This window comes from Streptomyces sp. Y2F8-2 (assembly GCF_014905555.1).
Classification (GTDB): Bacteria; Actinomycetota; Actinomycetes; order Streptomycetales; family Streptomycetaceae; genus Streptomyces; species Streptomyces cynarae.
The window spans coordinates 35,872-50,186 of record NZ_BNGS01000017.1 but is presented as its reverse complement, the minus strand read 5'-3'; the positions used below and the strand labels follow the sequence as shown (position 1 = coordinate 50,186).

Annotated in this window: 10 protein-coding genes; 7 read left to right on the top strand and 3 right to left on the bottom strand. The window is 71.1% G+C overall.

Going from position 1 to position 14,315, the window contains the following annotated elements; translation table 11 throughout:
* The first annotated feature begins 6 nt into the window (after positions 1–6).
* Positions 7–1,338 (top strand): coenzyme F420-0:L-glutamate ligase, encoded by a 1,332-nt coding sequence (locus SY2F82_RS37605; protein ID WP_200423603.1) that lies wholly within the window; start codon positions 7–9, stop codon positions 1,336–1,338.
* 166 nt (positions 1,339–1,504) lie between these two features.
* On the top strand, positions 1,505–2,506 hold the full coding sequence (locus SY2F82_RS37600) for a DNA-3-methyladenine glycosylase (protein ID WP_200423589.1): 1,002 nt from the start codon (positions 1,505–1,507) through the stop codon (positions 2,504–2,506).
* Between the two features lie 52 nt (positions 2,507–2,558).
* Here the strand turns inward: SY2F82_RS37600 and SY2F82_RS37595 are convergent, their stop codons facing one another.
* Together SY2F82_RS37595 and SY2F82_RS37590 are read right to left on the bottom strand one after the other, a co-directional pair.
* Positions 2,559–3,644: an NDP-sugar synthase gene (locus SY2F82_RS37595; RefSeq protein WP_200423588.1), complete on the bottom strand. Its 1,086-nt coding sequence runs from the start codon at positions 3,642–3,644 to the stop codon at positions 2,559–2,561.
* Positions 3,645–3,793: 149 nt separating this feature from the next.
* A complete protein-coding gene (locus SY2F82_RS37590; protein ID WP_200423587.1) occupies positions 3,794–5,365 on the bottom strand; it encodes an N-acetylmuramoyl-L-alanine amidase in 1,572 nt (523 codons plus the stop codon).
* Between the two features lie 137 nt (positions 5,366–5,502).
* Here SY2F82_RS37590 and SY2F82_RS37585 point away from each other — a divergent pair, with 137 nt between their 5' ends.
* The 4 genes from SY2F82_RS37585 (at position 5,503) to SY2F82_RS37570 (ending at position 11,332) form a co-directional block, all read left to right on the top strand.
* Positions 5,503–6,261 (top strand): TIGR03089 family protein, encoded by a 759-nt coding sequence (locus SY2F82_RS37585; RefSeq protein ID WP_200423586.1) that lies wholly within the window; start codon positions 5,503–5,505, stop codon positions 6,259–6,261.
* Positions 6,262–6,476: 215 nt separating this feature from the next.
* A complete protein-coding gene (locus SY2F82_RS37580) occupies positions 6,477–7,622 on the top strand; it encodes an LCP family protein (protein ID WP_308437812.1) in 1,146 nt (381 codons plus the stop codon).
* 239 nt (positions 7,623–7,861) lie between these two features.
* On the top strand, positions 7,862–9,592 hold the full coding sequence (locus SY2F82_RS37575; protein ID WP_200423585.1) for an LCP family protein: 1,731 nt from the start codon (positions 7,862–7,864) through the stop codon (positions 9,590–9,592).
* 138 nt (positions 9,593–9,730) lie between these two features.
* The gene (locus SY2F82_RS37570; protein WP_200423584.1) at positions 9,731–11,332 is read left to right on the top strand and encodes an LCP family protein; all 1,602 of its coding nucleotides are present in this window, start codon (positions 9,731–9,733) and stop codon (positions 11,330–11,332) included.
* Between the two features lie 312 nt (positions 11,333–11,644).
* Here the strand turns inward: SY2F82_RS37570 and SY2F82_RS37565 are convergent, their stop codons facing one another.
* Positions 11,645–12,673 (bottom strand): glycosyltransferase family 2 protein, encoded by a 1,029-nt coding sequence (locus tag SY2F82_RS37565; RefSeq protein ID WP_200423583.1) that lies wholly within the window; start codon positions 12,671–12,673, stop codon positions 11,645–11,647.
* Between the two features lie 98 nt (positions 12,674–12,771).
* Here SY2F82_RS37565 and SY2F82_RS37560 point away from each other — a divergent pair, with 98 nt between their 5' ends.
* Entirely contained in the window at positions 12,772–14,313 is a 1,542-nt protein-coding gene (locus SY2F82_RS37560; protein WP_200423582.1) for an LCP family protein, read from the top strand.
* The last annotated feature ends 2 nt before the right edge of the window (positions 14,314–14,315 follow it).

Genomic DNA, 14,315 nt, shown 5'->3' with positions numbered 1-14,315 from the left:
CTTTCCATGGATGCCGGGACCGGTGGCCGGACTCCCGTCGCGGCACCCGCCTACCGGGTCTGGGCGCTTGCGGGGCTGCCGGAGATCCGTGAGGGCGACGACCTCGCCAAGGTGATCGCCGCGGCCGAGCCGGGGCTCGTCGACGGCGACGTCCTGCTCGTCACCTCCAAGATCGTCTCGAAGGCGGAAGGACGCGTCGTCCGGGCGGACGACCGGGAGGCCGCCATCGACGCCGAGACCGTGCGGGTCGTGGCCCGGCGCGGTCCGCTCAGGATCGTGGAGAACCGGCAGGGCCTGGTGATGGCCGCCGCCGGTGTCGACGCCTCCAACACCCCTGCGGGCACCGTGCTGTTGCTGCCCGAGGACCCCGACGCGTCCGCGCGCGCCATCCGCGAGGGCCTGCGGGACACGCTCGGCGTGGAGGTCGGCGTGATCGTCACGGACACCTTCGGACGGCCCTGGCGCACCGGGCTCACCGACGTCGCCATCGGGGCGGCGGGCGTACGGGTCCTCGACGACCTGCGGGGCGGCACGGACGCGCACGGCAACCCGTTGAGCGCGACCGTCGTCGCCACGGCCGACGAGCTGGCGGCCGCGGGCGACCTGGTCAAGGGCAAGGCAGCCGGGCTGCCCGTCGCGGTGGTCCGCGGGCTGCCGCACGTGGTGACCGGTGACCACGGCGACGGCGCGCGGGCGATGGTGCGCGGTGCGCACGACGACATGTTCCGGCTGGGCACGTCCGAGGCGGTACGGGAGGCGGTGGTCCAGCGGCGTACGGTGCGCGCGTTCACCGACGAGCCCGTCGACGCCGGTGCCGTACGCCGTGCGGTGGCCGCCGCCGTGACGGCTCCGGCGCCGCACCACACCACACCGTGGCGGTTCGTGCTGCTGGAGTCCGAGGAGTCGCGGACGCGGCTGCTCGACGCGATGCGGGACGCGTGGATCGCCGACCTGCGCCGGGACGGGAAGACCGAGGAGTCCATCGCCAAGCGCGTCCGGCGCGGCGACGTGCTGCGCAACGCGCCGTACCTCGTCGTGCCGTGCATGGTCATGGACGGCTCCCACACCTACGGCGACGCGCGGCGGGACGCGGCCGAGCGGGAGATGTTCGTGGTCGCGACGGGCGCGGGGGTGCAGAACCTCCTCGTCGCGCTTGCCGGGGAACGGCTGGGCTCGGCGTGGGTGTCCTCGACGATGTTCTGCCGGGACGTCGTGCGCGAGGTGCTGGAACTGCCGGCGAACTGGGAGCCGATGGGCGCCGTGGCGGTGGGGCATCCGGCTGAGGAACCGAAGCCGCGGCCTCAGCGGGATGCGGGGGCGTTCATCGAGGTGCGGTGAGCGGGGGCGCAGCCGCAAGGCGCCCGGAGCCGGGCACGCGCCCCTACCCTCGTAGGACGACAACCGGAACCCTCGTGGGACGACACCCGGAACCCTCGTGGGACCGCGCTCAGAACCCTCGTAGGACGACACCCAGAACACGACGACACCCACCAGGACCTCATCCGTGGCCGGACGATTCGCTCCCCGCCCCACCCCCACGACCGCGCGCGGTGGGCATGTCGTCGTGCCCGCGGGCGTTCCCCGGCCGGCCGCGGCACCCGGACGGCGGCGGACCTGGACCCCGCCCGGGCCGCTGGACCTGGGCCTGGTGCTCGGGCCGCTGCGGCGAGGGCCCGCCGATCCCACCTTCCGGGCGACGCCCGACGGCTCGGTGTGGCGAGCCAGCCGTACGCCGCTCGGTCCGGGCACGCTGCGGGTCGCGCTCCGGGGCGGGGTCGCCGAGGCGGAGGCCTGGGGGCCCGGTGCGGAGTGGCTGCTGGACCAACTGCCGGAACTTCTCGGCGCGTTGGACGATCCCGACGCCTTCGAGCCACGGCACCGACTGGTCGCGCTGGCACGGCACCGCCGACCGGGACTGCGGCTCACCCGGACCGGCCTGGTACTGGAGTCGTTGATCCCGTCGATCCTGGAGCAGAAGGTCACGACGGACGAGGCATACCGGGCGTGGCGGCTGCTCGTACGGAAGTTCGGGGAACCGGCGCCGGGACCCGCGCCGGGGCGGATGCATGTGATGCCGGCGCCGCGGACGTGGGCGCTCATTCCGTCCTGGGAGTGGCACCGGGCCGGGGTGGACAACAAGCGGGCGTCGACGATCCTGCGGGCCGTGCGGGTCGCCGCCCGGCTGGAGCAGGCCGCGGGGATGGAACCGGCCGAGGCGCAGGCCCGACTCGAGGTGGTGCCCGGCATCGGGCCGTGGACCTCGGCCGAGACCGTGCAGCGCAGTCACGGGGCGGCGGACTCGGTGACCGTGGGGGACCTGCACCTGCCCGGCATCGTCGGATACGCGCTGGCCGGGGACCGGGACGCGGACGACTCCGTGATGCTGTCGTTGCTTCAGCCGTACGCCGGCCAGCGGCACCGGGCGGCACGGCTGATCCTGTTGAGCGGATGTGCGCCGCCGCGGCGCGCCCCGCGGATGCGGCGGGGCGACATCGGGCGGTTGTAGCGCGACGCCGGGTGCCCGTGTGACACAGGGCACCCGGCGTCGTCGAAAGGCGCTACTGCTGGTCGGAAGAGAAGCGCACCGCGCCCGCCGGGATCCGCGCGTCGCACCAGACCCGCACTCCTTCTCGGAGTTCGTTGTCCGCGCCGACCACCGCGCCGTCACCGATGACCGCGCCCGTGACGATCGAGCGCTCGCCGATGCGGGAGCGGGCGCCGATCAGGGAGTCCGTGATGACCGCCCCGGGCTCCACCACGGCGCCGGAGAGCACCGTGCTGCCGGAGATCCGGGCGCCCTCTCCGACGAACGCGCCCTCGCCCACCACCGTGCCGTCCGTCAGCTTCGCGTCCGACGCGACCGAGGCCGTCGGCAGGATCAGGCGGTCGCCGCAGCGGCCGGGCACGGCCGGGGACGGGGCCCGCCCGAGGACCAGGTCCGCCGAGCCGCGCACGAAGGCAGCCGGGGTGCCCAGGTCCAGCCAGTACGTGGAGTCGACCATGCCCTGGAGATGGGCTCCCGCCGCCAGCAGGTCCGGGAACGTCTCGCGTTCCACCGACACCGGGCGGCCCAGGGGAATCGTGTCGATCACCGAGCGGCGGAAGACGTACGCGCCGGCGTTGATCTGGTCGGTGACGATCTCCTCGGGGGTCTGCGGCTTCTCCAGGAACGCCGTCACCCGGCCCGTTTCGTCCGTGGGGACCAGGCCGTACGCCCTCGGGTCCGTCACCTTCGTCAGGTGCAGCGACACGTCCGCACCCGTCGACTGGTGGGTGTGGACCAGGGCACGGATGTCGAGGCCCGTGAGAATGTCCCCGTTGAAGATCAGTACCGGTTCTTCGGGACCGGACTGGAGGCGGCTCGCCACGTTGCGGATGGCGCCGCCCGTGCCGAGAGGCTCCTCCTCCGTCACGTACTCGAGGCGGAGGCCGAGGGACGAGCCGTCACCGAAGTACGGCTCGAAGACCTCTGCCAGGTAGGAGGTGGCGAGCACGACGTGCTCCACGCCCGCCGCCTTCGCCCGCGCCAGCTGGTGTGTGAGGAACGGGACCCCGGCCGCCGGAACCATCGGCTTGGGGGTGTTCACCGTGAGCGGGCGAAGTCGGGTGCCTCTACCGCCGACCAGGAGGATCGCTTCTGTCACCTGTCGTCTCTGCTTCCTGCCGGGACCGGCCAAACTGTGAATCGGCCGACCAGTGTATGCAGACCGTGTTGCGAGGACCGCAAGGGGCGTTATGAGGACCGTGAGAGAGGTCCCTCTCCGACACCTTCGTCATGCGGCGGCCTCCGCGCTCAGCGGCCCTGCAGGCGGGCCGCGGTGGAGCGGATCGTGGAGAGTCTGCCGTAGAGCTGCACTCCAGGACAGTCCGTTGCGTACCCGTCGCGATGGCCGGAGAGCACATTCAGTCGTGCCTTCTCGCCCTTTGGGTACAGATTGCCACCCCCGGACACCAGGTATGTCGTGCCGCGCGGATCCATGCCGTACAGACCGAGTTTCCACGCGCTCAGTGCGCCCACGCCGTCCAGCGTCTGGGCCGGCGGCTTGGTGTCGCCGGAGTAGGTGCCGAGGACGGCGATGCCCATGCTGTCGCTGTTGAATCCGAGGGTGTGGGCGCCCAGCACGGGCTTGTCGATGCCTCCGGCGCGGCCCTCGTAGATGGTTCCGCACTTGTCGACCAGGAAGTTGTAGCCGATGTCCCGCCAGCCGTTACTCACCACGTGGTAGCGGTAGATACTGCGGATGACGGAAGGCGCCTGCGCGCAGGTGTAGTTGTTGCCCGACGCCGTGTGGTGCACGAACGCCACCTTCACGCTGTCCGTGTAGACGAAACCCGCCTCGCGCAGGGTCTCGTCGGCGCCCCAGCCGCTGCGGGTGACGATTTTCGGGCGCGGGGCGGTGTGGGTCGCCTCCTTTGCGGGGCCGACGGGGTCCGCGGGGCTCGCGGTCTCCTTTGCCGGATTCGTGGTCTCCTGTGCCGGATTCGCGGTCTCCTGTACTGGATTCGCGGTCCCTTTCGTCGTGTTCGGTGTCTCTTTGTCGGGGTTCGGGGCCTCCTGCGCAGGGTTCGCCGTCCCCTGCGCAGGGTCGACGGCCTCCTCCGCCTCGCCGGGTTCCTTCGCCGTCCCCTGCGGTCTCTGCGCTTCCTTCGCCCCCTGCGGCTCCCGTCCCCCGCGCGAGGGTGACGGGGCCGCGCCCTCATCCAGGGACGCGCGGCCTGCGTCCCGGCCGAACGCGTTCGAGCCCGCGCCGGCCGCGGTGTCGGGTGCGCCCCCGTTCGACGGTTCCGGCACGGGGGCGTGGGCGGTGGGGCCGGGGGCGCCCGCCTTCGAATCCACACCGGGATCGACCAGTTCGACACGGAGTCCGTTGGGGAGCGCCGGTGATCGTGTCGATCCGGCGTCGTACCCCTCGGTGCTCACCCGTACCGCCACTCCGTCCGAGTCGCCGACCCACAGCGGCGCGGTCGCCCCGCGTGCCCTGCTGGACCGGCCCTCCGCGGTATCGGGGTCGGGGCCGTGGCCGTGGTGGTGCGTCTCGAGTTCCTGCCACCCGGACCACCGGTGCGTCCCGCTCGCGCGGGTACGGACCTCGACGTGACCGTGGATTTCGGCGCCCGGGTCGTCCCAGACGACGCCCACGAGGGAGAAGGAGCGCACCGCCAGCGGGCTCAGGCCCGCTTCGACCACCGCCCCGGCGGCACGGGTGAAGGGCACGAGGGGGAAGGACTGGGTACTGCCGGGGACGGCCGCCGAAGCCGACGGACCCCGCACACCCGTTCCGGCCACCGCGGCCGGGATCTCGAGCGGAAGGGTCAGTACCGCCGCGCAGGTGACGCCGATCGAAGAAGCAAGATATCCACGCATACCCACGATCTTGAACATAGTCAGACATATATGTCCATTTGGAATCTGACGACCCGTCGACCACACTCGGCCGAACCGGTGGCGCCCGACACCCCGCCGCCGACGCGCGCACGTCCGCCCCCGCGTACGCTTGCGCCGTGAACGCCACCGATCGCACCCCCGCCGACCTGCTGCGATCCGCGCTCGCCGCGGACCCCGCGCGTCCCCTGGTGACCTTCTACGACGACGCCACCGGCGAACGCGTCGAACTCTCCGTGGCCACCTTCGCCAATTGGGTGGCCAAGACCGCCAATCTCCTTCAGGGTGACCTCGCCGCCGAGCCCGGCGACCGGGTCGCGCTGCTGCTGCCCGCGCACTGGCAGACGGCGGTGTGGCTGCTCGCCTGCTCGTCCGTGGGCGTCCTCGCGGACGTCGGCGGCGATCCGGCCGCCGCCGACCTCGTGGTCAGCGGACCCGACACGCTGGACGCGGCGCGCGCCTGTTCCGGAGAGCGCGTGGCCCTCGCCCTGCGCCCCCTCGGCGGCCGCTTCCCGCAGACCCCGGACGGCTTCCTCGACTACGCCGTCGAAGTGCCGAGCCAGGGCGACCGCTTCCAGCCGTACACCCCCGTCGACCCGGACGAGCCGGCGCTGATCGTCGCCGGGGCCGAGTGCACGGCGGCGGAGGTCGTGGAGCGGGCCCGGACGGAGGCACTGCCCCTCGGGCTGACGGGGCCGGGGGCGCGGTTGCTGTCGGGGTTGCCGTATGACACGTGGGCGGGATTGAGCGCCGGGTTGTACGCGCCTTTGGCCGCGGGGGGCTCGGTCGTGTTGTGCCGGCATCTCGAGCGGCTGGGAGAGGAAGGGCTGGCGAAGCGGATCGAGAGCGAAAAGGTGACGGCGACGGCCGTCAGCTGATCAGCGGCGTGCGGCTCCCGCCCCCCGTCCGACCACGCGCCCCTTGCGGCTGATCACGCCACGCCGCGGAGCCGCACGATCGTCCCAGCCCCGCGCCCCTATAGAGGCGCGGTCGGCGTCCATCCGGACCAGTACCGGACGCCCCGCAACCCGGCCTCGGGCCATGGTCGTAACAGCAGCTCACGCTCATACGACGCAAGGCGGTGGACCCGGCAGTGAGAGCACGTCATCGGCGGTGGCGCTGGGTGCGATGGTGTGCGGTCGGGCTGGCCGCGCTCCTGCTGAGTGCCGCCGGGGCCGGGTGGGTCGCGTACGAGAAGCTGGACTCGAACATCACCGCGGACGAGGCCGCCGCCGCCGAGCTCGCCCGGCACGAGAAGGAGCGGCCCGCTTCGCTCGTGCGCGGCGCGCGGAACATCCTGCTCATCGGGTCCGACTCGCGTGCGGGCGCCGGCAACGGCCGGTACGGGCGGGATTCCGGGACCGAGCGGTCCGACACCACGATCCTGCTGCACCTCGCGGCCGACCGGCGCAGTGCCACCGCCGTCTCCCTGCCCCGTGACCTCATGGTGAACGTGCCGAGCTGCGGCCGGCCGGACGGCACCCGCAGCGAGGCGCAGTTCACCATGTTCAATCACGCCTTCGCGACCGGGGGTTCGGCCTGCACGATCCGTACCGTCGAGAAGCTCACGGACATCCGGATCGACCACCACATGGTCGTCGACTTCAACGGCTTCAAGAAGATGATCGACGCGCTCGGCGGCGTCCAGGTGTGTCTGAGGCAGCCGATCGACGACACGGCCGCCAGGCTCAGACTGCCCGCGGGCAAGGTGACGCTCGACGGCGAGCAGGCGCTCGGCTACGTACGGGCCCGCAAGAGCCTCGGCGACGGCAGCGACACCGAGCGGATGGAGCGCCAGCAGCGTTTCCTCGGCGCGCTGGTGACCAAGGTGCGCAGCAACGGCGTCCTGCTCAACCCGGTGAAGCTGTATCCCGTGCTGGACGCGGCCACCTCGGCCCTCACCACGGACCCGGGTCTGGCGAGTCTGCGCGGACTCTACGCACTCGTGCGCGGACTGGGGAACCTCTCCGCCGAACATGTGCGGTTCCTGACGGCCCCGCGCACCCCATATCCGGGTGACATCAATCGTGACCAACTCGTGCAGCCGGCGGCGGACAGACTCTTCGGGCGCCTGCGCGCGGACCAGCCGGTCGAGGTCACCAAGGAAGTTCCGGGTAATTCAGTCGCAAAAACGAGCAATACACCGCCCGGTTCCGGGCCCGGCTCCCAGGAGAAGACACCCCCTGGACCGACCCCCACTTTCACCGGCAACACGGCCGCCCAAGACGCCTGCGGGTAAAGCGCACCCCATGGTGGGGAACGCGTGAGCTAAGAAGTGTCTGAGAAATAGGGCGGATTGCCCGGTTGTAGGGACGTGGAATTTGTCACCGCCGTCGCTCGAGGCTGAACTGGGCGGATAGTGTGAGCGATCCGGTGCCACGCCCCGAGGTCCGTCCTGGGCACACGCACTGGCTGAAGAGACCCGAGCGCCTCGAGGGGGAAGGCGCCGCGTGGCCCCGACGGAGGATTCGGACAACCGTGGACGCGCAAGGCCGTGGGCGGGCGGACAACATGGACCCCGCAGACCAGTGGGTGCTCAACCCGAACACCGGCGAATACGAACTGCGACTGGCCGCTCCCGGAGCGCAGTCGTCCGTGCCGAGACCGCGTAGGGGAACCCCCGCCGGCAGCGCGCAGGGGGGCGCCCGCACGGCACCCGGCCGCGGGGAACCGGCCCCGGACGTCCTCCCCGGCCAGCGCCGCCACCGTGGCGCGCCGCCGGAGCCGCCGGGGCGCCGCCGGGGCCGTACCAAGCCCAAGAAGGGCAAAGCGAAGAAGATACTGTTGTGGACCGGCGGCAGCATGGCGTTCGTGCTCGTCGCGGTCACGGCGGCCGGTTACTTCTACCTGCAGCACCTCGAGGGCAACGTCTCGACGACGGACGTGGGTGACGCCGCGAAGAACGGCTTCAGCAAGGACGAGGCCTTCAACATCCTGATCATCGGTACCGACAAGCGCACCGGTAAGGGAAACGAGGGCTACGGCGACGCGGGCAGCGTCGGCCATGCCGACACCAACATCCTGCTGCACGTCTCCAAGGACCGGACGAACGCGACCGCGCTGAGCATCCCCCGCGACCTGATCGTCAACGTCCCGGACTGCCCGACCAAGCAGCCCGACGGCACCGTCAAGGTCATCCCCGGCACACAGAACGTCCGCTTCAACACGAGCCTCGGGCAGGACGGCCGCGACCCGGGCTGCACCATGCGCACGGTGAAGGAGATCACCGGGGGCATAGAGCCCGACCACTTCATGATGCTCGACTTCAACGCGGTGAAGACGCTGACGACGGCGGTGGGCGGCGTCGACGTGTGTCTCAAGCACGCGGTCAGCGACCCGAAGTCGCACCTCAAGCTGCCCGCAGGCCCGTCCAAGATCGAGGGCGAGCAGGCCCTCGCGTTCGTGCGCACGCGGCACGCCTGGGGTAACAAGGGCGACCTGGACCGGATCAAGGTGCAGCAGCAGTTCATGGCGTCGCTGATGCGCAAGATGGCCTCGAGCGACACACTGACCAACCCGACGAAGCTGCTCGACCTCGCCGAGGCCGCCACCAAGGCGCTGACCGTCGACACGGGCCTGCACAAGGTGAGCACCCTCAAGGACGTGGCCCTGGAGCTCAAGAAGGTGCCGACGAAGAACATCACCTTCCTGACCGTGCCGGTGCGCGACAATCCGGCGGACGGCCCGGTGCACAAGACGGTCATCGTCGACCCGGACTCGGCTCCCGAGGTCTTCGACGCGATCAAGAACGACGTGTCCTTCACCACGGTGAAGAAGGAGAAGGCGGCGAAGACTGCCGCGAACGACCCCCTCAAGGGGTCCCGCTCCGCCGCCGCAGACATCCGCGTCGACATCTACAACGGCGGCGCCCCCGCCGGCAGCGCACAGGCGACTCTGAGCTGGCTGCAGAACAACGAGGGCGTGACCAAGTCCAGCCAGCTCGGCAATGCGGGCAAGACGCTCAGCAAGACGACGCTCGAGTACTCTCCCGACCAGGCCGACCAGGCGCGGAAGCTGGCGGACATCATGGGATTGCCCGCTTCGGCGCTGAAGCCGGGCAAGAGCGAGAAGAACGACCAAGGGCTGCCCGCGATCGTTCTGACCCTCGGACAGGACTTCCAGGGCCCGGGCACGCCGCTCACCGCTCCGACCAAGGCGCCGGACGTCCCCAACAAGTCCACAGCGGACAAGGTTCAGTGCGCCAGTTGAGCGCACAGCGCCACCTTATGGGCCGGTCGTGCGTCTAACAGGACGCCTGACAGGTCCGTCAGGTGCCGCAAGGGTGGGGAGGACGGGTAGTTGACGCAGTACGGTCTGCGCGGGGAAGCATCTGCGGTCGAAGAGGCCATGTCCCTCTCATCTCAGGAACGGCACACGACGGACGACCACGGCTCGAGCGGGGGACGACGGCCGGGCGGCGGACGCGGCGGCGGCAGCAGAGGCCGCAGAAGGCGTGCGCTGCGGTGGTCGGCGACGGTTCTGTCGGTCGTCATACTCGGCACGGCCGGCGCCGGATACCTCTACTACCAGCACCTGAACGGCAACATCCGTAAGGGCGAGCGCAGCAGTGGCGACTCCAAGGCGCAGAAGACCCAGCCGAACGCCGCCGGCCAGACCCCGATGAACATCCTGCTGATCGGCTCCGACAGCCGTAACTCCGACGCGAACGTGGCGCTGGGCGGCAGCAGGGACAACCGTGGCAACCCGCCGCTGGCCGACGTCGAGATGCTCATCCACCTGTCCGCCGACCGCAAGAGCGCGGCCGTGGTGAGCATCCCCCGCGACACCAGGGTCGAGATCCCCAAGTGCAAGGATCCGGCGACCGGCCACGAGTACCCGCCGACCAACGCCATCATCAACGAGTCGCTGGCCCGCGGCGGCCCCGGCTGCACGCTGGCCACCTGGCAGAACCTGACCAAGGTCTACATCGACCACTGGATGATGATCGACTTCGCGGGCGTGGTGAGGATGGCGGACGCCATCGGCGGCGTCGACGTCTGCGTGAACCAGAACGTCTGGGACCGCCCGCTGCCCAAGGCGCCCGGTGGTTCCGGCCTGAAGATGACGGCCGGCACGCACAACATCAAGGGCGTACAGGCCCTGCAGTGGCTGCGCACCCGGCACGCCTGGGGCAGTGACCTGCTGCGGGCCAGGGCTCAGCACATGTACCTGAACTCGATGATCCGCACGCTGAAGAGCCAGAACGTCTTCACCGACACCGGCCGGCTGATGAACCTGGCCGAGGCGGCCACGAAGTCCCTGCAGGTCTCCGAGGAGATCGGCTCGGTGAAGAAGCTCTACGACCTGGCCATGCAGCTCAAGACGGTCCCGACGAACCGCATCACCATGACGACGATGCCCAACGTCACCGACCCGCAGAACGACGACCACGTGGTCCCCGACGGTGCCAACGCGGACAAGATCTGGGAGATGATCCGCGACGACGTGCCGTTCGACGACAAGGGCACGACGCCGACGCAGAAGAAGACGACGAGCACGAGCCAGGCGGCCAAGGCTCCCTCGGCCACGGTCGCGGCCGACCGGTTGGGCGTGGTGGTGCAGAACGCCACCAGGACGTCCACACAGGCCCCGGTGCCCCGCCGGGCGCGCGACATCAGCGAGGTGCTCGTGGGGAAGGGCTTCGCCAGGGCGGTGCCCGACACGACCGCGGCGCTGTCCGAGGACCAGACGGTCGTGCGCTACCCGAGCGCAGACATGGAGGGCGATGCCCGGAGCGTCGCCACGGCACTGGGCATCCCCATGAGTGCCGTGAAGAAGTCCACCGACGTGTCGGGCGTCACCGTCATCGTCGGCTCCGACTGGCGTACCGGCTCCAGCTACCCGAAGCAGTCCACACCGAAGCCCGGGGACATCCCCAGCAACTCCGACGCCATCAACGGCTCGGACACCGGTCAGTGCATGGACGTGTACGCGCCCTACCGGTGGTGAACGTCCGGAGCCGGTCCGAGGGGCCGGCTCCGGTGACGAGTCGAGGGCTCACCGTGCTTCACGGTGAGCCCCTCGTCCGTTGTCCGGCAGCCGCCTCCGGCAGCGCCACCCTGAACAACACCACCCGTTCCGAGTTGTGGGGTCCCGCGGCCAACACAGCCGCGTACTGCACGCACGCCACCGGCTACCTGAACTCGACCGGGGGATCGACCAGCTCCGTGTGCTGACGTCCCTCCCGTGCATCAGCCCCGGAGAACGCCGGGTTTCCGGGGCTGATGTGTGTCTGCCGGGGGCTTAGGGCAATCAGTCCGGTCAGGCCTGGCCGACCACTGCCGGCCGCCGGGACGCGATGACCTTCCTCGCCAGGGACCTGGGGCTCGTCAGGAAGCCCCAGCCCCACGACATGTGCATCGTGGCGAGGGCGACGGGGATCTGCAGACGCGCCTTCAGCGGCAGGCCCCGGCCCGCCGGGATCGAGCCCAGGGCGATCGCCGCGAGGTAGCCGCCGGGGATCACGAAGCCCCACGGGGTGATCGCAGCGCCCGCCACGATTCCCGCAGCGATCCCGCACACGGCGGCCGGCGGGGCGAGGTAGCGCAGGTTGATGGAGCCCTCGTGGTAGCGGGCGACGACATGGCGCCAGCGGCCGTAGTCCTTGTACTGCTTGGCGAGCGCGCGCACCGAGGGCCTCGGCCGGTACGACACCTTCAGCTCCGGTGAGAACCAGATCAGGCCGCCCGCCTCGCGGATGCGGAAGTTCAGCTCCCAGTCCTGGGCCCTGATGAACTCCTCGTTGTAGCCGCCCTGCTGCTCGAGGGCCTCCCGGCGGAAGACGCCGAGATAGACCGTCTCCGCGGGGCCGGCCTCGCCGCCGGTGTGGAAGGCGGCGTTCCCGACCCCGATCTTCGAGGTCATGGCGGCAGCGACCGCGCGCTCCCAGTCGTTCTCGCCCTCGGCGTGCATGATGCCGCCGACGTTCTGCGCGCCGGTCTCCTCCAGGAGCCGTACGGCGGTCGCGATGTAGTTCGGCGAGAGCATGCCGTGGCCGTCGACGCGGACCACGATCGGGTGCCGGGAAGCCTTGATCGCGGCGTTGAGCGCGGCGGGTGTGCGGCCGGTCGGGTTCGGGACCGTGTGCACGCGGGGGTCCTCCCGGACCAGCTCGGCCGCGATCTCGTCCGTGCGGTCCGTGGACGGGCCGAGCGCGATCACGACTTCCATCTCGCCGCCGTACTCCTGCGCGAGGATCGCTCGGACGGCTCCGCGCAGATGCCGCTCCTCGTTGAGCACGGGCATGATCACGGACACGGCAGGCAGCTGCAGGTCGGGCTTGGCGTTCATAGGAGCCTCACGTTACCGCGAACGGGGGACACCGGTGCGCGCCGCCCGGGCGCCGCCGAGGGCCGAAGATCGCGGGGGCCTACGGTGCTCGCGGACCCATGCCCAGCCCCGCGGAGGTCTCCCCCGTGCCCACGCCCACCCGCTCGCCCGCGCGCCGCGAGCCGGTCCGCCGCTCCCCCGCCGGACGGCCCCCCGTCCGGCCGCGGAAGCGCGGCTGGCCCGTGCGGATGACCACAACGCTGTCGGTGGTGGTCCTGGTCGCCGCGGGCATCGGGCACGCGGTGGTCACCAGCCTCGACGGCGGGATCTCCCGCATCGACCCCTTCAGGGACATGAAGAACCGTCCCCCGGCGGGGAACGGCATGAACGTCCTGCTGGTCGGCACCGACGGGCGCGACAGGATCACGGAGAGGGAGCGGCGGGCGTTCCACCTGGGCGGCGAGCCCTGCCACTGCACCGACACGATCATGATCGTGCACATCTCGGCGGACCGGGAGCGGGCGACCGTGGTCAGCCTGCCGCGCGACTCCTACGCGGAGGTGCCGGAGCACACCGACGAGGCGACGGGGCAACGGCGCGCCACCCATCCGGTCCGGCTGAACGCGGCGTACGCGGAGGGCGGACCGAACCTGACCGTGCGGACGGTCGAGGACATGACCCATCTGAAGATCGACCACTACCTGGAGGTCGACTTCATCAGCTTCATGAAGACCGTGGACGCCCTCGGCGGGGTACGGGTGTGCACCACACAGCCGCTGAAGGACGCGTACACCGGGCTCGATCTGGCCGCGGGCACCCATGTGCTGAGCGGCGGGCAGGCCTTGCAGTACGTGCGGTCCCGGCATGTGGACGGGGCGTCCGACCTGGGGCGGATGCAGCGGCAGCAGAGGTTCCTGGCCGCGCTGATCGACCGGGCGACGTCGTCGGGTGTGCTGCTGAACCCGGTGAAGCTCCGGGACACGGCGCAGGCGGCGCTCGGGGCGGTGCGGGCGGATCAGGGGTTCGGGACGGACCAGTTGCTGGACCTGGGGCGGGCGATGCGGAACTTCTCGCCGCGGTCGTCGGAGTTCACGACCGTGCCGATCGGGCGGATGGAGTACCAGGTCAAGGGGCTGGGGTCGACGGTGAAGTGGGACGACGCGAAGGCGAAGGCGTTGTTCGACTCACTACGGGAGGACCGGCCGCTCGCTCCTCGCGAGGCGCGGCCGAAGGGGCAGGCGAAACCGGAGGCTCCTGCCCGGGGACCCGCGCCGGCGGAGGTGGAGATGCCTCCGCAGCAGATCCAGGTGCGGGTGGAGAACGGCACGCTGACGGAGGGGCTCGGCAAGCGGGCGGACGACGGGCTTGCGGCCGCCGGGTTCCGGACGACGCGGCAGCCGGCGAACGCGGCGCAGCGCGGAGTGCGGCGCACGGCCGTGATGTACGACCCGCGCTGGGACCGCGCGGCGAAGGTCCTCGAGGCGGCGTTGCCGGGGAGCGAGCTGCGGGCGGTGCCGGGGCAGGGGGCGACGCTGCGGGTGATCGTGGGGGCGGACTTCAAGGAGGTGCGGCCCGTGCGGGTGCGGACGCCGGAACCGCAGGCTTCGCCGACGCCGCAGCAGGCGGTGGTGACCGGGGATCAGGTGGTGTGCCCGGCGTAGGG